Raw genomic sequence first — 22,038 nt, forward strand, 5'->3', positions numbered from 1 at the left:
ATCTTACTTCTTTACTCTAAGCTTTACATAAATGCTTTAGCCAAACTAGAAACAGCAATAACATTGCCCTCCAAACTCTTTGAATTTATTTGTACTCTCTCACCACACACTCTCTCAATTTACATGAAGAGCTGTAGGAATAATTCAAACCAACATTGTGAATGGATTTTCAATCATCTTCTTAAAAGTCCGTGCAAGCTCCGCTGCTAAAGCGCCATCGACAGCACGATGATCAGCAGAAAGTGTAACCGACATAACTGTTGCAACGGTTAATGTACCATTTTTAACAATAGCGCGCTGTTCCCCCACACCAATCGCAAAAATCGTTGCATGCGGTGGATTAAGGATAGCAGAAAAACTTTTCACACCATACATCCCCATATTTGATACAGCTGTTGTTCCACCTTGATATTCTTCCATTTTTAACTTGCGCTCACGCGCACGCTTTGCAAAATCCTTCATCTCTTTGGAAATAAGCGACAACGGCTTTTCCTCTGCATGGCGAATAATCGGTGTAATTAATCCATTAGGAAGAGAAACAGCAACACCAACATCGCAATGTTTATGATGAAGCATTCCACCTTCAAGCCAAGAAACATTCGCATCAGGCACTGCTTTCAAAGAAAGTGCAACAGCTTTGATTACCATATCATTAACAGAAAGCTTATAAGTAGGCTTTTCTTCTTCCTGCATCTTAACCATTGGCGCAACAGCATTCAGTTGTGTCCGCAACGCTAATAGCGCGTCAAGTTCACAATCTACTGTTATATAGAAATGCGGAACTCTTTGTTTTGATTCCACTAAACGTGTTGCAATTGTTTTACGCATATTATTATGGGGCGTGAAAACATATTCATCCTCTTTGAAAAGTTTCAATATCTGTTTATCAGAAGCCTCTGCGACTAAAGAAGTCTCAGAAATATCACTGCTCATAGCTTTTTCTACATCGCGCTTGATAATACGTCCGTGCGGACCACTTCCAGCAATAAGGGATAAATCAAGGCCTGCCTGAGATGCTAACCTCCGTGCTAAGGGAGAAGCAAAACGACGAGATCTTCTTTTATCTTGCTGTATTAATTGTTGAGATGATGATTCGTGAGATATTTTTGAATCCTTTGAGTCCATCTGCATTAGAGAATCTGGCTGTTTTACACCCTCTGATTCTTGAATTGTAGAAGAAGAGGTTTCTTCTACAACTTTTGCAGCTTTAGCTAAATCTTCACCTTCCTCTGCTAAAACAACAATCAAAGCATTTACCTTAACGCCCTGTGTTCCAGCAGGAACAACAATTCTAGCAACCGTACCTTCATCAACGGCCTCAACTTCCATCGTCGCTTTATCCGTCTCAATTTCAGCAATAACATCACCAGAGAAAACCTTATCTCCCTCCTTAATATTCCACTTTGTTAAATTTCCCTCTTCCATCGTAGGGGAAAGCGCTGGCATTGTAATTTTAATGGGCATTGTGCTTTCCTTCATTATGCTCTATACATCACAGCCTTAACGGCTTCAACAACTTCAGTTGTATTAGGCAAAGCTAACTTCTCAAGATTAGCTGCATAAGGCATCGGAACATCTTTTCCAGAAATCGTAGCAATTGGCGCATCAAGATAATCAAAAGCCTGCTGCATAACTCGTGTTGCTATTTCAGTTCCTACAGATGACTGAGGAAACCCTTCTTCAATTGTTAACAAACGACCTGTTTTTTTAACTGAAGAAAGAATTGTTGAAAGATCCATCGGACGAATGGTTCGCAAATCTATCAATTCAACATCAATACCAAGTTTTTCAATTTCTGGTAACGCTTGAACAGCATAATACATTCCAATTCCACATGCAACAATCGTCACATCCTGTCCAGACTTATGAATACGCGCCTTACCAATAGGCAAAACAAAATCTTCGAGTTGAGGAACATTAAATTGATGCCCATACAAAATCTCATTTTCAAGGAAAATAACAGGATTATCATCACGTATAGCAGCTTTCAACAAACCTTTTGCATCTGCAGCACTATAAGGCATGACAACTTTCAAACCTGGCACATGACTATACCATGCGGCATAACATTGAGAATGTTGAGCACCAACACGGGCAGCTGCGCCATTGGGACCACGGAAAACCACAGGAACAGTCATTTGCCCACCAGACATATACCGTGTTTTTGCTGCTGAGTTAATAATTTGATCCATCGCCTGCATCGCAAAATTAAATGTCATAAATTCAACAATAGGACGTAATCCTCCAAAAGCAGCACCAACAGCCATCCCAGCAAAACCATGCTCTGTAATTGGGGTATCAATAACTCGGCGTTCCCCGAATTCTTCCAACAAACCTTGACTAACTTTATAGGCACCTTGATATTGCGCAACTTCTTCCCCCATGAGAAAAACCTTTTGATCACGTCGCATTTCTTCAGCCAAAGCCTGATTAAGCGCTTCACGCACTGTCATCGTAACCATCTGTGTTCCAGCCGGAATATCAAAATCAGGAAACGTATCAAGAATAGGAGACTGCGGAACTGACAAAGAAAGAGAGAAAGAAGATTCTTTAGGTCCTTGTGCTGTAGCGGTAGGTTGAGAAATATCCTCAGCGCTCTCACTTTCTTCTAACAAAACCGCAATAACAGTGTTAACCTTTACACCTTCAGAACCTTCAGGCACAAAAATTTTACCAAGAGTGCCTTCATCAATAGCCTCTACTTCCATTGTGGCTTTATCCGTTTCAATTTCAGCAATAACATCGCCAGAACTAACCTTATCGCCTTCTTTCTTAAGCCATTTAGACAGTTTACCTTCTTCCATAGTTGGTGAAAGCGCCGGCATCAAAATATCAATAGACATACTAGCTCCCTTCACATCAAACTAAAATATCAGTATAGAGCTCAGAAGCATCTGGCTCTTGATCACTTTGTGCAAAATCTGCTGCATCAGCAATAATTGCACGAACTTCTTTTTCAATAGACTTCAAATCGTCTTCACTCGCCCAATTTTGTCTAAGAATCCGACTTTTTACTTGATCAATCGGATCGCATTCCTCTCTTATTTTTTGAACTTCTTCCTTTGAACGATATTTTGCTGGATCAGACATAGAATGACCACGATAGCGATAGGTCTGCATATCAAGAATGATTGGTCCCTTACCCGAACGTGACCAAGAAATTGCTTCATCAGCAGCTCCTTTTACTGCTCGAACATCCATACCGTTAACAATAAGACCTGGAATTTCAAAAGAAAGACCACGTCGGGAAAAATCAGTCTCTGCAGACGCACGTGGAACTGATGTTCCCATAGCATACTGATTATTTTCAATAATATAAACAACTGGAAGCTTCCAAAGTGAAGCCATATTAAAACTTTCGTAAACCTGCCCCTGATTTGCAGCACCATCACCAAAATAAACCAGAGTCACATTATCTTTACCAAGATATTGATTCGAAAATGCCAAACCTGAACCAATCGGAACCTGTGCACCAACAATACCATGTCCTCCATAAAAATTCTTTTCTTTAGAGAACATATGCATCGAACCACCTTTCCCTTTGGAAAAGCCACCTTGACGCCCCATTAATTCTGCCATAACACCACGCGGACTCATCCCAACTGCTAACATATGGCCATGATCACGATAAGACGTAATAACCTGATCACCTTCTTTTGCTGCCTTTAATGTTCCTACAACGACAGCTTCCTGGCCAATATAAAGATGACAAAATCCCCCAATCAGCCCCATACCATAAAGTTGTCCTGCTTTTTCTTCAAAACGACGAATTAAAAGCATTTCACGATAGGCAATAATTTCTTCCTCTTTTGTAAAATCTGCTATTAGTGCTTTCTTTGTGGTGCTGGATAATGCAGTGCACACCACCGACGCAGAATTTTTTTTAAGTCGTTCTGCCATATTAAACTCCCTTTTATGATTGTCTAGGAATAACCTTTACGAACAAAAGTTACAAGCCTTAACAATCAGCTTAAACAATATCATAGGTAATTGTTGTTTAAATTAAGCGATTTCTTATTCACCTTGACACCATTTACAAGGCGTTAAAATTGTCAATTCATTTGACTTAGAAAAGTTTAAATTTTTTCGGACATACTCATCCAACATATCCTTCTCAATGTACCCATTGCGTAAAAGAGAAATACGCTTTTCAATAAATACCCGCTCAGCTTCTATTTTATGAAGCTCCTTTTCTAACTCGCTAAGATGCCGATTAACTTCACTGCGTGAATACAATCCATACTCACCATGATAAATATGGTAACTGAAATAGCTTAAAACTCCCACTGTCATAAGAGGCAGTACAAAGCGTACTTTGATTGATCTACGTTTCTGCTTTGTCCACATAAAATAGCACAGTCTTTACAGAACAAATTTCTTAATACTCAGCCTCACTCTACGCAATTTTGATTAATACCTCATTACTAAACTACACAAAATAATTTGTCATTATCAATCTATCCCCCTTCAATACAAGCAACGGAAGCTAAATGATCCACTTTATTGGATAGCCACGAACTTGTAATTTTACATGCATCTTTGTGGCTATAATTTCCTAAATAAAATAACTAGAAAAGCAATACAATATTGGCCCTTATTTCACCGACCATAGAACGATGCACACCAACATTTCCCCAAAAAGCAAATGATTCTAACGTCACCTTGATTATTCTGACTGACCTACGAACAAGATAGGGAAAACAAATCTAGTGGAATCTTCTTCATCCAAAATCAATAATATTCCCAACTTTTGGTAATTTTCACCTAACCAATTGCAACCTGAAAATTGATAACGCTTACTATCATCTCCAAAAATGAGATAACCTCCTTGATCCTAAGCGATAATTTTATTTCTCAGCCTTAAACATCTATAAAGCTGTTCCTCATATGTTATCCATAAAGAGGTTCTTCTTCTAAGTCGATAGCATGCTGAATAGAATAACTACATGAATACAATCTATATACACTGCGGTAAACGTAACAATTAAAAGAACTTGAAATCCCCAACAACATACCTTCTATGAACTGCAATAAAAAGCACGTTTAGCGATTTTACTTTTATTCTATTCACATAAAATAGCACAGTCTGTTTCAATATTTTTATTCAACTGTGCATAGGTTATTTAATATCTCACATTTAAAACATATATTATAATAATTGAGTATCATGAACTTAATATTTATAAAAATAAAAAACGAACAAAATTACCTTCTCTTTACATTGATTGTAAAATCTTCACAACTCCGTAATTTGATTCCCATCTTTATCTGTAAATTTTCCAGCGAGAATGACGATAAAATCAACAATCGCCCAAATACCAGTAATCATCAATCCAAAAAATGACAAAGATAGAATGAGCATTAAAACTCCAGTCCAAACTTTACCAACCATAAAACGATGAACACCAAAGATACCCGTAACCCAACAAATCATAGCAAACTTTATCTTTGAGTGCTCGCTACCTGGTCTTAATAATGGAAAAACAGAACTGACAACACCTCCTTCATACACAAAATCGACAGTATCACCAATCCTTGGCGATTTTTTTCCTAACCAATCCCAAATCGCAAACTGATAACGCTTACCATCATCACCCGAAACCAGATAAGTTCCTTGATCTTGACTAATAATCACACCTTTCATTTTAATTCCTACAAATTTAAATACCTAGACAATTATCACGTATATATCTTTGATAAAAATATCAATTTCACATCTAAAGGATATTTTACTTTCAAACTTTGTGCCCACAACTTATCAACGATATAAATCACCAGCATAACGTGCTTGGTCTCCTAGCATTTCTTCAATACGAATAAGTTGATTGTATTTTGCTAATCTATCCGAGCGCGCAAGAGAACCTGTTTTAATTTGTCCACAATTCGTTGCAACTGCAAGATCCGCAATGAAAGAATCCTCTGTTTCGCCTGAACGATGAGATATAATAGCATGATAACCTGCTTTATGAGCTACTTCTACAGCATCAAGTGTCTCACTCAAAGTACCAATTTGATTAACTTTTATGAGAATAGAATTGCCTACTCCCATTTTAATACCATTACGTAAACGTGCTGAATTTGTTACAAACAAATCATCGCCAACAAGCTGACATTTTTCTCCAATTGTGTCAGTGAGTAGCTTCCAACCTTCCCAATCATCTTCCGCCATTCCATCTTCAATTGTAATAATAGGATAACTTTTCACAAGTTGTGCTAGATAATCTACCTGTTCTTGAATATCACGGCATTTCCCCTCACCTTTATAAAAATACGAACCATTTTTATAAAATTCGGTTGAAGCACAATCTAAACCAATAGCAATTTGTTCACCTGGTTTATAGCCGCATGTTATGATAGATTCCATAATAAAATCAATTGCTTGATCTGCACTTGTAAATTGAGGTGCAAAACCACCTTCATCACCAACATTAGTATTATGACCTGCATCTTTTAAACGTTTTTTCAATGCATGAAAAATTTCAGCACCATAACGGATAGCTTCCCTGACCGTAGGAGCTCCTATAGGAATAATCATAAACTCTTGAAAATCAATCAAGTTATCAGCATGAATGCCACCATTAATAATATTCATCATAGGTGTTGGAAGAATATGCGCTTGCGTACCACCAATATAACGATATAAAGGTAGATTTAATGAAGCCGCAGCTGCCTTTGCAACAGCTAATGAAACACCAAGAAGTGCATTAGCACCAAGACGGCCTTTATTTGGCGTTCCATCCAAAGTAATCATTGCTTGATCAATAGCGATTTGATTTGTTGCGTCCCGCCCACCAAGTTCTTCAAGAATTTCGCCATTAACTGCAGAAACTGCTTTTTCAACACCTTTCCCTTGATAGCGCAAACCACCATCACGAAGTTCTATAGCCTCATGTGCTCCTGTTGAAGCTCCTGAGGGAACCAAAGCGCGACCAAAAGCTCCATTTTCCAAATGAACATCAACTTCAACCGTTGGATTACCACGGCTATCAAGAACCTCACGGCCAATGATATCGACAATTATAGCCATATGTGCTCCCTTATCCAATAAAAGGCACGATTCATTTCTAATGCCATATTAATGAAATATTTTTTAATTCAACTTCTTTGACAGATAATCAAATTCCATTAAAGTCTCAAGCAATCTTTGTAAATCATCAATTTTAATCATATTGGGACCATCAGAAGGCGCGTTATCTGGATCTTGATGTGTTTCTAAAAAAATACCTGCCACCCCAACAGAAACAGCTGCACGCGCTAAAACCTCAACAAATTGACGCTGTCCACCAGATGAAGAACCATGGCCACCTGGTTCTTGAACAGAGTGTGTTGCATCAAAAATAACAGGAGCACCAAATGAACGTAAAATAGGCACCGAACGCATATCAGAAATAAGTCGGTTATAACCAAATAACGTGCCTCTCTCACAAAGCATAATATTCGGATTGCCACTGTAAACAACCTTTTTTAAAACATTTTCCATGTCCCACGGAGCTAAAAACTGACCTTTTTTAATATTAATAACACACCCTGTTTTGGCAGCTGCTACCAAAAGATCCGTTTGGCGACATAAAAAAGCCGGTATTTGTAAAACATCAACCGTAGAAGAAACAATTGCACATTGATCTTCCGTATGCACATCAGTTAATATGGGAAAACCAAACTCCTTTTTTAAATCAGAAAAAATAGCCATTGCTTTTTCAAGGCCAATACCACGTGTTGCATTCAAAGAGGTTCGGTTAGCTTTATCGTAACTCGATTTATAAACAAACCCAATACCAATCTGATCGGTAATTATTTTAATACGACCAGCTATTTCAAAAGCATGATCCCGACTTTCCATCTGACATGGTCCTGCAATTAATGAAAGAGGCATTTCATTTGAAAAAATAATATTTCCAACTTTCACTCTAGCATTTGGTTTAGACATATTATTCCTCAAAAGCAAAATAACCAAAATTTAAGTATTAAACTAATCGACTTTGTTCTACCGCAGCTTCAATAAAAGAAGAAAAAAGCGGATGTGGATCAAAAGGACGTGATTTTAATTCTGGATGATATTGAACACCAATGAACCATGGATGATCTGCATATTCTATCGTTTCCGGTAAAATACCATCGGGAGACATACCAGAAAAAATCAAACCACACCGTTCTAACTTGTCCTTATAATCAATATTGACCTCATAACGATGACGATGCCGCTCAACAATCTTTGTCATCCCATAAATTTTGGCAATATGGCTTTCTTCTTTCAATTCAGCGGCAAAGGCACCAAGACGCATTGAACCGCCAAGATCATTATTTCTTGTACGTTTTTCAAAAACATCACCTTTGAGCCATTCTGTCATTAAACCGACAATTGGATTTTCTGTTTCGCAAAACTCACTTGATGAAGCATTCTCAATCTGTGCAAGATTGCGTGCAGCTTCTATACAAGCCAATTGCATTCCAAAACAAATTCCTAAAAATGGAACTTTACGTTCACGTGCAAATTTAATTGCTCGAATCTTCCCTTCTGCCCCTCGTGCTCCAAAGGCACCTGGAACCAAAATTCCATGAACTTTTTGTAATGCTGAGATGGAATCTTCTTTTTCAAAAAGTTCCGAATTAATCCACTCAATATTAACCTTTACTTTATTCGCTAAACCACCATGCGCAATCGCTTCAATAAGCGATTTATAAGCATCTTTTAAGCCTGTATATTTTCCAACAACAGCAATCGTAACCTCTCCTTCAGGATGATGAATGCGATGCGTAATATCTTCCCAACAATCCATCTGAGGGGGAAGTGCAGAATCGATTCCAAAAGCGTAAAGAACTTCAGAATCTAAACCTTCTTTATGATATGCCATAGGAACATCATAAATCGTCGGCATATCTAACGCCTGAATGACCGCACTGGAGCGAACATTGCAAAAAAGTGATAACTTCCACCGCTCCGTTTCTGGAATAGACCGGGCTGCACGCACAAGCAAAATATCAGGAGAAATACCAATCGATTGCAATTCTTTGACAGAATGTTGCGTTGGTTTTGTTTTTAATTCACCTGCTGAAGGAATATACGGCATTAATGTAAGATGGACATAAACAACATTCTGTCTCGGTAACTCATTACGAAGCTGACGAATTGCCTCTAGAAAAGGCATTGCTTCAATATCCCCAACCGTTCCACCTATTTCACATAAAACAAAATCAAATTCTTCATTCCCCGTCGTAATGAATCTCTTAATTTCATCCGTAACATGAGGAATAACTTGAACTGTTTCTCCTAAATAATCACCACGCCGCTCTCGTTCAATGATATTGCGATAAATACGCCCTGTTGTAATATTATCTTGGCTATTCGCAGAACGCCCAGTAAAACGCTCATAATGACCAAGGTCAAGATCTGTTTCCGCACCATCATCGGTTACAAACACCTCACCATGTTGACAAGGCGACATTGTACCTGGATCAACATTTAAATAAGGATCAAGTTTGCGAAGCCGCACGCGATAACCACGAGCCTGTAATAACGCTGCCAATGCCGACGCTGCAACGCCTTTTCCAAGAGAAGAAACCACACCACCAGTAATAAAAACATAACGTGCCATGGGCTTATGGTGATAAGCAATTTATAATGATTTTTCCAGCAAAAAATGCAAAAAGAAATAATTTTTCTTCTAAAATAAAAAAATCAAAAAAATCACCCTTTTAAAAATCTATATTTTCTCAAAAAAACTATTTTGTACTATTATCGGGAACTGTATTTTCAGGAACCGGTGAAACTGGGTTTTCTGCTTCAGGATTTGTGAGTTGTTTTTGTTCCTGTAAAAAATTCGAACTGCCTCCTAGCTGCTCAAGAATAGAAGAGGGAGACTCACCACCTGGTGAGGATACTGATTCTGAATTCTTATTGGTAGAATTCTGCTCTGAATTAATCGGTATACGCTTTAAAATATCAGAACTAGAAGTTGATATACTTCCTACCACAGTCAGGCCAATAGAGACGACAAAAAAACAACATGCCAAAATAGCAGTTAAACGTGTTAAAGGATTTCGAGATCCACGGGTTTTCATCAACCCTGAGCTATTACTCACACCGAGACCACCACCTTCAGAAGGTTGAATTAATATAACACCAACCAAAGTAATCACAATCAATAAATGAATAACAATCAGTACTGTTTGCATAAACCCTGCTCTTCAAATAACTCTTTCATGGCTATTTACACATAAATAACACACAATCCAAGGGGGAAACTTAAATTTCTCTGCTAGAATTGACGATAAACATTGCAAATAGTTAAAAAATCAACCGCTTTCAAGCTTGCTCCACCTATCAAAGCACCATTAACATGAGCAATGCTTAAAAGTTCAAATGCATTGGATGGTTTTACTGATCCACCATAAAGCAAACGCATATTATTCCCTTCATCACCAAAACGAGAACACATTTTCTCACGAATGAAATGATGCACTTTTGCAATATCTTCTAAAGTCGCCATATTACCAGTACCGATTGCCCAAACAGGTTCATAAGCGATAATGGTATTCTCTGATGTCGCATCGTCTGGTAAAGAGCCTTCAAGCTGCTGCGCAAGAACATCCAGCACTTTATTATTGTTGTGCTCCTCCAATGTTTCACCAATACACACAAGAGTCACAAGCCCCGCTCGCCAAGCTGCTTGCACTTTAGCACAGACAATCGCATCATCTTCCTGATAAACTATACGACGCTCTGAATGCCCAAGAATAACATGACTCGCTCCTGCTTCTTTAAGCATAAAAGCTGAAACATCTCCAGTATAAGGGCCATGATCAGCAAAGTGACAATTTTGTCCTCCTAAAAAGAGATTTTTACCATCCAGCATATTAGAAGCGCGCGATAAAAGTGTTGCTGGAACACAAATTAGGGCTTCAAACAGATGACCTAGATCAGAGCTAACGCCGATAGCAATAGTGCGCAATTCTTCAAGCGATTCACTCATTCCATTCATTTTCCAATTTCCAGCAAGAAAAGGCCGAATATTTGGAGACATAATTTTCACCTCGAAAGCTATTACCATACATTGTTTATTGTAGGTACCAAATTATAAAATGAAAGCAAGTCTTTAAAGCTTGCATCTTTTGTGTCTTTATTGCAAATTCCATTACTGCTTTGAGAATAACTCATAATAAAATGATGGAATTGAACAATGCTTGATATCATAAGAAATGCTGCAAATTCTTGGATTTCCAGGGTTTTTCTTGCTATTTTACTCTTATGCTTTATCCTTTTATGGGGAATACCACAATTACAGACCAAAAGTAAAAGAGATCTTATTACTTCTGGAAAATCCATAACAACTATCGATGATTATCATCTCACACTTGCCGATCAAAGTGCACGTTTAGCGCATGCCGCTCAGCTTGGACGAATGTTTACGCCAAATGAAATGCAGCAATACCAAATTCCCGCTTTCGTGTTTAGTCAATTGCAACAAAATACACTGTTTGATGAACAAGCACGTAAAATGAAAATAAGTCTTTCAAAAGATACAATAGCCCATATGATTGGGAGTGATAATATGTTCCAAATAAATGGCACTTTTGATAAAAATTTATTTTATAACTATTTGCAGCATTTACGGATCAGTGAAAATGCTTTTCTTAATTATTACATCAAAAAAGAAAAGCGAAATCAGCTTATTTCAGCTTTACTCGCTGATATGAAAGCACCGGATCTCTTTTATAAAGCACTTGCTTTTTATCAAGGGGAAATGCGGATCGCTGATTATCTCATTATTACTTTAAATGAAGAGGAAACAATTGCTGATCCTGATCACGAAACATTGCAAAAATGGTTTGAAACGCATCAAAGTGAATTTCGTGTTCAAGAATACCGAACTGTCTCTTTATTATCTATGAAACTTAATGATTTCATAAAACCTAAAAATATCTCAACAGAAGAGGCAAAAGCCTATTATGCTCAGAATACTGCACGTTTTGTAACTCCTGAAAAACGCACATTTGAAGAATTGCGATTCTCTACACGAGAAGAAGCTGATAATGCAGCAAAAAAAATAGCCGACGGTTTAAGTTTTGACGAACTAGTAAAAGCTGAAAAAAAGGCTCTTAATGACATAAAAAAAGGGCCTCTCGCAGAAAATGAACTTCCTAATCGTCTGGCATCTGAAATTTTTGAACTCCAACAAGGACAAGTCAGTGCTGTAATAAATGACTTACAGGGACCTGTTCTCATTCGTGTCACGCATATTGAACCTTCAAGACCTCTTCCTTTTGAAAGTGTAGAAGAAAATATTCGCCAAACACTTGCAAAAAATCATGCTATCGATGATATCCGAAACAATTATCTAGCAATTGAAAATGCCCGTTTTGAAGGCTCTTCTCTTAAAGAGCTTGCTAACCAATATAAATTATCTTTTCGCACAATCACCATTGATAAAACGGGAAAAACACTTGAAGGTGCAATACTCACGGATTTACCTCAAAAAGATATTTTACTGAATGCCATTTATCAATCAAATGAGGATATCAATCTTGAACCTCTTTCTTTTCAAAGTGGTGGATATCTCTGGTATAGGGTCGATAAAATTATCCCAGCACGTGATAAAACTTTTGAAGAGGCTAAGCCAGATGTTCTTACTCAATGGAAAAGTGAAGAAATCCAACGCCTTCTTGATGAAAAAGCACAAAATATTCTTAAACAGCTCACTGAAGGAAAAGATCTTGCTTCTCTTGCTCGTAAACTTGGTGTTCCAAAACAAACAACACAAGCTCTCCGTCGTCAAGATTCATCTGAAATCTTTGGTGTTGAAGGTGTTAAAGCATTATTTTCTGGCCCCAAAGGTCATTATGGTGTCATAAAAAGTCCAGTTGCAACAAACCGTATCATTTATCAAATAAAAACTGTAACAATGCCTCAAAACATCACGCCTCACACTCTCTCACCTGAGATTCGTACCAATATAGATATGATGATAAGAGAAGACCTCAAGCTAGAAATGCTACAAATTGCCAATAAAGAGCATCCTTTGGAAATTAATAGCGCGAATTATAATCAGATCTTTAACGCTCTCCAATAAAAAAGTTGTGTATAATTTAAAGAATTTATTATAAAGTTTCGATCAGCTCTAATTAAGAAGGCAAGATGGCTTCCTTCTTGTTGTTAGTTAGTATTTGTATAACTATCTATTTTCTCGCAAATCCATACATGTACTAATTTGCGAGAAAATAAATGAAATATAGAGTCACTTTATCAATGGATTAAAAACTCAAGGCTGTAGATTTTCTCGCCAATTAAGCTTTAATACCTCCATTGTCATTTATTTACAACTCGTCATATTGTTACCCTTATATATATTCTTCCTAAACACGATAAGATTTTACAACACATGTATTTAGCAACAACCCAGCAATTGCCATCATGTGAGAGCTTGCTTTCATTTTCAATAAAACTACCTAAATCGCCAATTTTGATAAAAGAAAAATGGCAAAATTGTTTAATAAATGATCGAATATAGATTTTAAAATACATAATAAAAAATAATAACTTTATAAAAATATTACAATATTTATACACAGTGTATTAAAAAATATAAATACATATTTACAATAAATACGTGTTTTGTTATATAATTATTTAATTATGTTAAATGGTTATGATAAACCTAAATTCCGTTATAAAAATTAACTGTATTTTATGCTCTAATTAAGATATACAACAGTGTATTAAGGTGTGATTACATCACACAGCACCCTTATGGGAAAAGTGTAACAGTGGCCTTGCTACCGTAGTTGTTAGAAAACTGGTACCATTGTTGGATTTTCCAACTTTCAGTGTCACCAACAGCTCTTGCATTGATTTAATAAGAGCTATTTTTACTTCTTTCTTACGCGATTTTTCTCCCCACTTAATAATATGCAAAGGGATGGCTTTGATTGATTCAACATTGAGAAATTTGAAATAAAGGAATCCTACGATATTCGGTTTTTTAATTCACGATGAAAATAATAAATTATCATTATAAATCAAATTTTTCTAGAATAGAGATAACCCGTATAGATCTTATATTATCCTTTATTTTTCTTACAATTTTTAAAAATTAACTCTACAAGAAACGAAAATTAAAAAAACACACCGCATAGCTCTTTAACAATAATCAATAAAATTGTAATGCTTTTATAATTGTTTTCTTGCAATTTAGTAAAAAGAAATTAAAAACCGTGTCGCATTCCCACCATAATTATTCAGAGGTTCTACTATGAAACTTTTCTGCGGAAATTCCAATCCACGCCTAGCTGAAGATGTTACAAATTATTTGAACATCCCCTTAGGCAAAGCAACTGTAAAGCGCTTTGCTGATCAAGAAATTTTCGTAGAACTACATGAAAATGTACGTGGACAAGATGTTTTTGTTTTACAGTCTACATCCTATCCTGCAAATGATCATTTGATGGAATTACTCATTATGATTGATGCCCTTCGTCGTTCTTCCGCACGTCGTATCACAGCAGTGATACCTTATTTTGGCTACGCTCGCCAAGATCGAAAACCTGGTCCACGGACTCCCATTTCTGCAAAACTTGTTGCTAATCTAATTACTGAAGCGGGTGCCCATCGCGTTTTGACATTAGACCTTCATGCAGGACAAATTCAAGGTTTTTTTGATATCCCTACGGATAATCTCTATGCTGTTCCTGTCATTTCTCGCGATGTTAAAATGCATTATTCTCTTGAAAATGTCATTGTAGTTTCACCTGATGTGGGTGGTGTAATCCGTGCTCGCTCCTTAGCCAAGCGCTTGAACAGTTTGCTCGCTATTGTGGATAAACGTCGCGAACGGCCCGGTGAATCAGAAGTTATGAATATTATTGGAGATGTATCGGGAAAAGACTGTCTTTTGCTTGATGATATTGTTGATTCAGGTGGAACTTTATGCAATGCAGCAAGTGCTCTGCTTAAACATAGCGCCAAGAGTGTCACAGCTTATATCACGCACGGTGTTCTTTCTGGAAATGCAATCCAACGAATTGCTAATTCAGAAATGAAAGAATTGATTATTACAGATTCAATTATGCCAACACAAACCATTGAGAAAGCACATAATATTCGCGTTTTGCCTATTGCCGATCTTATTGGAGAAGCAATAGCAAGAACAGCAGCAGAACAATCTGTTTCAAGCTTATTTGGTTAAAGTGGTTCCTTGGGATCTCCTGGTGCTGTTTCGACACCAAGATCGGGAAATGCAACAATGCGTTGACCACTAAGATCCATACGAATCATAATGAGACCACGTTCTTCAAAGTAAGTTAAAAGTCGACGAGCACGGCTTAAAGAATGAGTTCCATAAAGACGTGCTAAAAATGCATCGGATGGGCAAGGCTTTCCGCCTAATGCGGCCTGTGCCACGTTCAAGAAAACTCCTTGAACATTATCTTCCAACCTTTCTGATATTTGCAGAATATGTTTCCAAAGTTCACTAACAGCCATTTGTTCATCGACAAAAGCTTGCGCAATAGCCAATTTACGCCTAAATTGTGAAAGATTAAAAGGAACTTTTGATATACCATGGCTACGGCAACGAACCAAAAAATCTTGATAAAGTACCGCTGTTGAACGATAAAAAACCTCTGGATCCTCAAGAATTTCCCGAATAACATGTTCTGCTTGGCTATCACTTTCAACATCAGAAAATTCAGGAAATAAATTTAGTTCTTCTTCCAGCAACTCTTGTTTTTTACGCACCGCCTCTTCTAACATCTCGTGCATTGATTTTTCTTTCACCGCCTCTCGTGTTTGCTTAAATGGTGTTAAAATTTCCGCTGGTGAAGCAGTAAAAACAAGTTCTCGTACATCATTCCACTCCGTCGGAAGAGGCATTAATTTGGGGTTAGAAGAACGTGCTAAAGTTTCAACAGAACCGATAATGATTGGTAAAGGACGTCGTGATAAAGCAGGCCCTAAAGCTATAAAATATCCCCGCTCAAGGTCTCTAAACATTTCAGCCTGGCGACGCTCCATTCCCAAAAGATCAGCAGCTCGCACCATATCAATATCTAAAAAAGTCCGGCCTATTAAAAAATTAGAAGCTTCAGCAGCAACATTTTTAGCAAGCTTAGCCAAACGCTGTGTCGCAATAACCCCAGCAAGACCACGTTTACGCCCTCGACACATAAGATTAATCATAGCACTAAGAGAAACTTTACGTGCTTCATCAGAAACTTCTCCTGCCACAGTTGGAGCAAATAATTGTGCTTCATCGACAACAACAAGCATAGGATACCAATAATCACGTTCCACATCAAACAGGGCTCCAAGAAAAACCCCCACAGCACGCATCTGTTGTTCAATATCTAAACCTTCAAGATTAAGCACCACTGAAATCCGATGTTGTCGAATACGATGAGCAATACGTATTAATTCTAGTTCGCTACGTTGAGCCTCTACAATAACATGACCAAATTTATCTGCCAAAGTTACAAAATCTCCTTCTGGATCAATCACACAATGTTGCACCCACTTAGCACTCTGCTCCAAAAGACGGCGTAAAAGATGTGATTTCCCTGAACCGGAATTGCCTTGTACAAGAAGACGTGTCGCTAATAATTCTTCCAAATCAAGAAGTGCTGGTATCGATTTATGCAAAGCATGTCTCTCTGACATCTCACCCAAGGCAATCTCAACCTTCATAACATCTCCACTGTTTAATTTTAAACACATTAGCGTATATTAGTCGATTCTCCATCCGCACCATAATTTTTAGCATGCCCTCTTTTTAAACGGTAGAAATCATCGATTTTTCCCACAACTCTTGCATCTATGAATATTTTGAATTATAGAACAGAATTCTGCGTAGACACCCTTGGAGGCAACGCAGAATGGAGCGATCGCTGCTTGTTAGCGCATATCTTCATATCCATGCAAAAACTGTTATTGTTTTTGAAGGATCTCCAATCATGTAAAAAGGACTTAAATTATGAGCAAAAGCTATACTCTTAAAGCCGAAAAACGCGAGCGGGTTGGTAAGGGGTCCTCCCGTGAACTTCGTCGCAATGGTCTTATTCCCGCTGTTATTTATGGTGAAAAACAACCAGCTTTGGCAATAACAGTTCCCTATAAAGAAATTTTCTACAAAATTCAGGCTGGTGGCTTTCGTACCACCATTGCAACGATTGTGCTTGATAAGCAAAAAATTATGGTCTTGCCAAAAGACTATCAACTAGATCCCGTGCGTGACTTTCCTCTCCATGTAGATTTTTTGCGCATTTCAGCAAAATCCATTGTAGAAGTAAATATTCCCGTCCACTTCCTCAATGAAGATACAGCGCCTGGGCTTAAAAGAGGTGGTGTCCTCAATATTGTTCGGCACGAAATCGAATGTACTGCCCCAGCAAATGCTATTCCTGAAGCCATTGAAATTGATCTCTCCAGTTATTCTATTGGTGATTCTATTCACATTTCAGCAGTGCAGCTGCCCCAAAATGTAACCCCCATCATCCAAGATCGAGACTTTACCATTGCAACCATTGCAGTCCCTGCAACCATGGGTGTCAGTGATAAAACTTCTGAACAAGAAAATGATAAGAACGACACGCAAACTTCATAGAACTCAACAGACGAGAATTTTTTTCGCCTTAATTTATGGGATATTACCCTTTCTCATACCTTGACTGAAGATACACATGTGGCTTATTGCTGGGCTTGGCAATCCTGGTTTACAATATCAAAATAACCGACATAATATCGGTTTTATGGCTGTTGATGCCATTTACCAGTCCTTTCCTTTTTCTCCATGGTCGAAGAAATTTCAAGCAAAAATCTCCAATGGTTTCATAAATAATGAGAAAATTTTTCTTATAAAACCACAAACTTTCATGAATCTCTCTGGTCAAGCTATTGATCAAGCTTTACGCTATTATAAATTAGATTTGAAGAATTTGATCGTTATTTATGATGAGTTAGACCTACCACCAGGAAAGATCCGTGTAAAAATTGGCGGAGGAAATAATGGGCATAATGGTATTAAATCTATTGATGCCCATTGTAGTGCTGGCTATTTTCGTGTACGCATAGGAATTGGTCACCCTGGAAATAAAAAACTTGTTCACCAGCATGTTCTGGGAAATTTTACCAAATCTGATCAAGAATGGCTCTCCCCTCTTTTAGATGCAATTGCAAAAAATATTGCTCTGCTCATAAAAGATAACAAGTCCCTCTTTATAAATGAAATATCACAGACGTTAAAAAACGAGAACTTACCCTAACAGCTTATTTCTCTCATCGATAAAATTAACGCTTTTCTATAGAAAATTTATATAATACATTAATTTATAATGATTAATTTTTTGGACTTACACTAAAAATTTCGAATAATCGATGATTCATTTTAAATCTGTTGATAGTCAAACAAGCAACACCATTAGCCTACACCTCGCAAGTTGAGAGATATATAGATAAAACTCCTGAAAAAAGTAGAAAAACCCCTTTTATGAACCTTTTCAAAGATAAAACGATTAGCAACATTAGAAGCCAGCAAGTAGAACAATGGTGTTAATTTGTCCACACTTTCTCCAAAGAAAGATTTACACTCTCTCTTTGGAAAGAGATAAAATTGAACAACAAACCAAAAACATCCCCAAATGGCTTCATCCTAACTTTCTCCTTAAAATTAAAAAAATCCAGTTGACTGAATAGTTAATTATAGCGAATCATCGCTAGTTGATTGTTGATTGTAAACTGTAGGTACACTCTTATTGTTTTGCAACACCACAACACGTGAACCAATGGGAACACGATCATAAAGGTCAATAATATCTTGATTAAGCAAACGAATACACCCACTTGAAATAGCACGCCCAATTGACCAAGATTCATGTGAGCCATGAATACGGAAAAATGTATCTTTCCCATTTTTAAAAAGATAAAGTGCCCGCGCACCCAACGGATTATCAGGTCCTGGTGGCATTCCTTTCCCCAAATGACCATAACGTTCTGGTTCTCTAGCCATCATTGCTGTGGTAGGAACCCAATTTGGCCATCGGCGCTTGCGCTGTACAACCCCTTCACCTTCAAATGCTAAGCCTTCCTTACCAACTCCAATCCCATAACGTAAAGCTTTTCCATTTTCACCAATGAGATAAAGAAAACATTCTTGCATATCTATAACTAATGTTCCAGGTGGATAAGACGTATAATAAATTACTTCTTGTCGCCAAAATTTTGGATCAATTGTCGCAAGATCAACAGCAGGTAACAAATAAGCCTCATTCGTTATAGGACCGTACAAAGCCTGTATTTCTGGTGAAATATACCGAGCTTGTTGAAAAGAAACCGATGACATATCTGACTGATGTGTAGCACATCCAGGCAAAGCCAAAAGTACTGAGATTAAAAAGACATAACGAGTTAACACTCTTCTATTTTCTCCGATTAATTATTTACGCAGACTTGCGTACCATGAAAAGCTTAGCACATTATTAATATTAAGTCGAAGTTTTCTTATCCTTGAGACTAAGAAAATCATTAAGATAAGAAAAACTTAAAAGGTAAAAAAGTAGAGTATTTGTTGCTGTAGATTTTTTTCTCAGTTATCGCAATACAAAGACTATAACTCTCCTGAAAACATGCTATAAAAAGAAGCTTTATCTTGACCATAAAATCAATAGGAAAGAAAAACTCTCATGGGCTTTAAATGCGGTATTGTTGGATTACCTAATGTTGGGAAATCAACACTTTTTAATGCATTAACAAAAACAGCTGCTGCACAAGCTGCCAATTATCCTTTTTGTACCATTGAACCCAATACTGGTGAAATTGCTGTTCCAGATTTGCGAATGGAAAAAATTGCATCAATCGCTGGTTCAAAGGAAATTGTTCCTACACGCATTAATTTCGTTGATATTGCTGGGCTTGTAAAAGGAGCTTCAAAAGGTGAAGGTTTAGGGAACAAATTTTTAGCCAATATTCGCGAAGTCAATGCCATTGTCCACGTTTTACGCTGTTTTCAAAACGAAGATATTACCCATGTAGAAGGACGTATTGATCCTGTTTGTGATGCGAAAACGGTTGAAACCGAACTCATGCTTGCGGATCTTGAAAGCCTTGAGAGACGAATCGTACAAATCCGGAAACAAGCAACTGGAAAAGACAAAGAAGCTTTCATAATTCTACCCATTATGGAAAAAGCACTAAACATACTACAACAAGGAAATCCTGTCCGCTTATTATTCAAGAATATCCCTCCTGATGAACACCATATTCTTAAAAGTCTGAATCTTTTAACCTCAAAGCCTGTACTTTATGTTTGCAACGTAAGCGAAAATGACGCCGCTCATGGAAATAGCTTTACTCAAACAATCGAAAAAATGGCAATAGAGCAAAGCACACAAAGCATTATCATTTCTGCTTCTATCGAAGCGGAAATTACGCAACTGAGCGATACTGAAGCATCAGAATATCTAAATGCTTTAGGACTCTTTGAACCAAGTTTAAATCGCCTTATTCGCGCTGGTTACCATTTACTTGATCTCATTACTTACTTTACCTGTGGACCTAAGGAAACGCGAGCATGGACCATTACGCGTGGTACAAAAGCTCCCCAAGCAGCAGGTATTATTCACTCAGATTTTGAACGCGGCTTCATTCGTGCCCAAACCATCAGCTACAATGACTATATTGCTCTGGGAGGAGAAAGTGGTGCAAAAGAGGCAGGAAAAGCCCGTGATGAAGGAAAAGAATACATTGTGCAAGACGGTGATATAATGTTATTTAAACATAATACCTAATCTTTATTCTTCTTTAAATATTTTATCTTGAAAATTTTGTAATAAATTCATGAAAGCTTGTCGCAAAAACTTCCGATGGTCTTCTAAATAAAAAAAGTTGCTACCATAATATTATGATAGCAACTTTTTTACCCATTAAGAATGAAAATATAAAATTTAGCGTGCCCAACGCCCTTCGTATTTAAATATTGGAGCGTTCTTTAAAGAATCCTTTGTCGCGTTTGTAATAAGTTTCCACTTACCATAATCATTTGTCATCTGGATTGTTTCTGGAGAAACAACCACATAACTCTCCCCTATGCCAAGAAAACCACCTACAGCAATAACAAATCCCGCAATATTATTTTCACGTAAAATAATATCTTTTACTTCACCAATATTTTCATCTTCTATATTATATACATTGGCTCCTATAAGGCTAGAAGCAACAAAATCCGTTGCTAAAGGGGTCACATAACGCACAGATTTATCTATCCCTACCTGTACAATGCCCGTCGAAGAAATCATTTCAGGTTTAGAAGGTACTTCAAAAGACTGAGCATAAGTACTAAAAACTATCGAAATTGACATAAGAGTAGTACATGCTATTTTTTTCATTTTAACATCTCCGTTTTTACTTTGCTTTTACTTTATAAAACATCAATGCATTATAAATAGATTTGTTCCTTATGCTCTTTATACTATTTCAAAACCAATCGCTTTATCCTTTTCTTTTTAATTGCACTTTTTGTTGCTTCCTCAATATCTTCTTCTAAACTATGCTAAATACGATTTAAAATATAAAAAAGCCTGCAAAAATGATTAAAATTAAAAATGAAACAACACGAAAACCAGTCCGATAACGGCGTGCAAGAGTAAGGACGTTATCAATAATATGTGCTATGTTTTCCTTTATCAAAGCTGAAAAGTTTTTATCCTTCAAACTTTCCTTATAAAATTTGAGCTTTTCAACATCCCCAATAAGAATAAGCGCAATAAAATGGCGTATTATAAGATCAAGTTCACTGTTTGTTGGCAAAGCTGCATAATCATAGATGATTTGGTTGGTGTTTTGGTTATCAGCCCATTCAAGAATATCCGTACAGATCTGTTTCAGCTTGCCTTCATCCAATTCAGTACTAGAAACTGCATAAACTTCTTCTAACTCTTTAAGAACGGTATATTGGGGAGTATTGATGAAAATAGATCGATAAGCTGTAGAAAAACCAAGTGTTGAAAGAGAAACCTTGAAGGTAACAAGCGGTGTCTCTCCGTTTTTATCAAGGTCGT

The 22,038-nt window shown here is 37.2% G+C and carries 19 protein-coding genes; 5 read left to right on the plus strand and 14 right to left on the minus strand.

Annotation, left to right across the window (positions count from 1 at the left end; genetic code table 11):
- Positions 1-144: 144 nt before the first annotated feature.
- The 10 genes from GGR08_RS05345 to tpiA form a co-directional block, all read right to left on the minus strand.
- On the minus strand, positions 145-1,464 hold the full coding sequence (locus GGR08_RS05345; RefSeq protein WP_183194338.1) for a pyruvate dehydrogenase complex dihydrolipoamide acetyltransferase: 1,320 nt from the start codon (positions 1,462-1,464) through the stop codon (positions 145-147).
- A 14-nt stretch (positions 1,465-1,478) separates the two neighbouring features.
- Positions 1,479-2,843: a pyruvate dehydrogenase complex E1 component subunit beta gene (locus GGR08_RS05350; RefSeq protein WP_183194339.1), complete on the minus strand. Its 1,365-nt coding sequence runs from the start codon at positions 2,841-2,843 to the stop codon at positions 1,479-1,481.
- A gap of 16 nt (positions 2,844-2,859) precedes the next feature.
- Positions 2,860-3,900, minus strand: coding sequence for a pyruvate dehydrogenase (acetyl-transferring) E1 component subunit alpha (pdhA, locus tag GGR08_RS05355; RefSeq protein ID WP_183194340.1), 1,041 nt, complete (start codon positions 3,898-3,900; stop codon positions 2,860-2,862).
- A 114-nt stretch (positions 3,901-4,014) separates the two neighbouring features.
- Positions 4,015-4,347, minus strand: a complete 333-nt coding sequence (locus tag GGR08_RS05360; RefSeq protein ID WP_183194342.1) for an FtsB family cell division protein — start codon at positions 4,345-4,347, stop codon at positions 4,015-4,017.
- An 889-nt stretch (positions 4,348-5,236) separates the two neighbouring features.
- Positions 5,237-5,644, minus strand: a complete 408-nt coding sequence (locus tag GGR08_RS05365; protein WP_183194343.1) for a TM2 domain-containing protein — start codon at positions 5,642-5,644, stop codon at positions 5,237-5,239.
- A 114-nt stretch (positions 5,645-5,758) separates the two neighbouring features.
- Complete coding sequence (eno, locus tag GGR08_RS05370) at positions 5,759-7,027, minus strand: phosphopyruvate hydratase (protein ID WP_183194344.1); 1,269 nt, start codon at positions 7,025-7,027, stop codon at positions 5,759-5,761.
- Between the two features lie 63 nt (positions 7,028-7,090).
- Complete coding sequence (gene kdsA, locus GGR08_RS05375) at positions 7,091-7,927, minus strand: 3-deoxy-8-phosphooctulonate synthase (protein ID WP_183194346.1); 837 nt, start codon at positions 7,925-7,927, stop codon at positions 7,091-7,093.
- 37 nt (positions 7,928-7,964) lie between these two features.
- Entirely contained in the window at positions 7,965-9,593 is a 1,629-nt protein-coding gene (gene pyrG, locus GGR08_RS05380; protein WP_183194347.1) for a CTP synthase, read from the minus strand.
- Between the two features lie 127 nt (positions 9,594-9,720).
- A complete protein-coding gene (gene secG, locus GGR08_RS05385; RefSeq protein ID WP_183194348.1) occupies positions 9,721-10,173 on the minus strand; it encodes a preprotein translocase subunit SecG in 453 nt (150 codons plus the stop codon).
- Between the two features lie 83 nt (positions 10,174-10,256).
- On the minus strand, positions 10,257-11,021 hold the full coding sequence (tpiA, locus tag GGR08_RS05390) for a triose-phosphate isomerase (RefSeq protein WP_183194349.1): 765 nt from the start codon (positions 11,019-11,021) through the stop codon (positions 10,257-10,259).
- Positions 11,022-11,177: 156 nt separating this feature from the next.
- On the opposite strand from tpiA, the gene GGR08_RS05395 reads away from it, so the two are divergent.
- Together GGR08_RS05395 and GGR08_RS05400 are read left to right on the plus strand one after the other, a co-directional pair.
- Complete coding sequence (locus tag GGR08_RS05395) at positions 11,178-13,067, plus strand: peptidyl-prolyl cis-trans isomerase (RefSeq protein WP_183194350.1); 1,890 nt, start codon at positions 11,178-11,180, stop codon at positions 13,065-13,067.
- Between the two features lie 1,179 nt (positions 13,068-14,246).
- Positions 14,247-15,179 (plus strand): ribose-phosphate pyrophosphokinase, encoded by a 933-nt coding sequence (locus tag GGR08_RS05400; protein WP_183194352.1) that lies wholly within the window; start codon positions 14,247-14,249, stop codon positions 15,177-15,179.
- On the opposite strand, the gene GGR08_RS05405 is transcribed toward GGR08_RS05400, so the two are convergent.
- A complete protein-coding gene (locus tag GGR08_RS05405; protein ID WP_183194353.1) occupies positions 15,176-16,675 on the minus strand; it encodes a helicase HerA domain-containing protein in 1,500 nt (499 codons plus the stop codon). The genes GGR08_RS05400 and GGR08_RS05405 overlap by 4 nt on opposite strands.
- A 286-nt stretch (positions 16,676-16,961) precedes the next feature.
- On the opposite strand from GGR08_RS05405, the gene GGR08_RS05410 reads away from it, so the two are divergent.
- Both GGR08_RS05410 and pth read left to right on the plus strand, forming a co-directional pair.
- Entirely contained in the window at positions 16,962-17,591 is a 630-nt protein-coding gene (locus GGR08_RS05410) for a 50S ribosomal protein L25/general stress protein Ctc (protein ID WP_183194354.1), read from the plus strand.
- Between the two features lie 76 nt (positions 17,592-17,667).
- Entirely contained in the window at positions 17,668-18,249 is a 582-nt protein-coding gene (gene pth, locus GGR08_RS05415) for an aminoacyl-tRNA hydrolase (RefSeq protein WP_183194356.1), read from the plus strand.
- Positions 18,250-18,683: 434 nt separating this feature from the next.
- Here the strand turns inward: pth and GGR08_RS05420 are convergent, their stop codons facing one another.
- Positions 18,684-19,397: a L,D-transpeptidase family protein gene (locus tag GGR08_RS05420; RefSeq protein WP_183194357.1), complete on the minus strand. Its 714-nt coding sequence runs from the start codon at positions 19,395-19,397 to the stop codon at positions 18,684-18,686.
- A 268-nt stretch (positions 19,398-19,665) separates the two neighbouring features.
- On the opposite strand from GGR08_RS05420, the gene ychF reads away from it, so the two are divergent.
- Positions 19,666-20,769, plus strand: a complete 1,104-nt coding sequence (ychF, locus tag GGR08_RS05425) for a redox-regulated ATPase YchF (protein ID WP_183194359.1) — start codon at positions 19,666-19,668, stop codon at positions 20,767-20,769.
- 156 nt (positions 20,770-20,925) lie between these two features.
- On the opposite strand, the gene GGR08_RS05430 is transcribed toward ychF, so the two are convergent.
- Positions 20,926-21,366: a PRC-barrel domain-containing protein gene (locus GGR08_RS05430; RefSeq protein WP_183194361.1), complete on the minus strand. Its 441-nt coding sequence runs from the start codon at positions 21,364-21,366 to the stop codon at positions 20,926-20,928.
- 175 nt (positions 21,367-21,541) lie between these two features.
- On the minus strand, positions 21,542-22,038 hold a 497-nt coding region (locus GGR08_RS05435; RefSeq protein WP_425485753.1), incomplete at its 5' end, for a DUF6990 domain-containing protein.

Origin of the sequence: Bartonella fuyuanensis, assembly GCF_014197255.1 — a bacterium.
GTDB lineage: Bacteria > Pseudomonadota > Alphaproteobacteria > Rhizobiales > Rhizobiaceae > Bartonella > Bartonella fuyuanensis.

Coding starts and splice junctions, on each gene's coding strand:
- GGR08_RS05345 (WP_183194338.1), bottom strand. CDS start 1,464: ATGCCCATTAAAATTACAATGCCAGCGCTTTCCCCTACGATGGAAGAG.
- GGR08_RS05350 (WP_183194339.1), bottom strand. CDS start 2,843: ATGTCTATTGATATTTTGATGCCGGCGCTTTCACCAACTATGGAAGAA.
- pdhA (WP_183194340.1), bottom strand. CDS start 3,900: ATGGCAGAACGACTTAAAAAAAATTCTGCGTCGGTGGTGTGCACTGCA.
- GGR08_RS05360 (WP_183194342.1), bottom strand. CDS start 4,347: ATGTGGACAAAGCAGAAACGTAGATCAATCAAAGTACGCTTTGTACTG.
- GGR08_RS05365 (WP_183194343.1), bottom strand. CDS start 5,644: ATGAAAGGTGTGATTATTAGTCAAGATCAAGGAACTTATCTGGTTTCG.
- eno (WP_183194344.1), bottom strand. CDS start 7,027: ATGGCTATAATTGTCGATATCATTGGCCGTGAGGTTCTTGATAGCCGT.
- kdsA (WP_183194346.1), bottom strand. CDS start 7,927: ATGTCTAAACCAAATGCTAGAGTGAAAGTTGGAAATATTATTTTTTCA.
- pyrG (WP_183194347.1), bottom strand. CDS start 9,593: ATGGCACGTTATGTTTTTATTACTGGTGGTGTGGTTTCTTCTCTTGGA.
- secG (WP_183194348.1), bottom strand. CDS start 10,173: ATGCAAACAGTACTGATTGTTATTCATTTATTGATTGTGATTACTTTG.
- tpiA (WP_183194349.1), bottom strand. CDS start 11,021: ATGTCTCCAAATATTCGGCCTTTTCTTGCTGGAAATTGGAAAATGAAT.
- GGR08_RS05395 (WP_183194350.1), top strand. CDS start 11,178: ATGCTTGATATCATAAGAAATGCTGCAAATTCTTGGATTTCCAGGGTT.
- GGR08_RS05400 (WP_183194352.1), top strand. CDS start 14,247: ATGAAACTTTTCTGCGGAAATTCCAATCCACGCCTAGCTGAAGATGTT.
- GGR08_RS05405 (WP_183194353.1), bottom strand. CDS start 16,675: ATGAAGGTTGAGATTGCCTTGGGTGAGATGTCAGAGAGACATGCTTTG.
- GGR08_RS05410 (WP_183194354.1), top strand. CDS start 16,962: ATGAGCAAAAGCTATACTCTTAAAGCCGAAAAACGCGAGCGGGTTGGT.
- pth (WP_183194356.1), top strand. CDS start 17,668: ATGTGGCTTATTGCTGGGCTTGGCAATCCTGGTTTACAATATCAAAAT.
- ychF (WP_183194359.1), top strand. CDS start 19,666: ATGGGCTTTAAATGCGGTATTGTTGGATTACCTAATGTTGGGAAATCA.
- GGR08_RS05430 (WP_183194361.1), bottom strand. CDS start 21,366: ATGAAAAAAATAGCATGTACTACTCTTATGTCAATTTCGATAGTTTTT.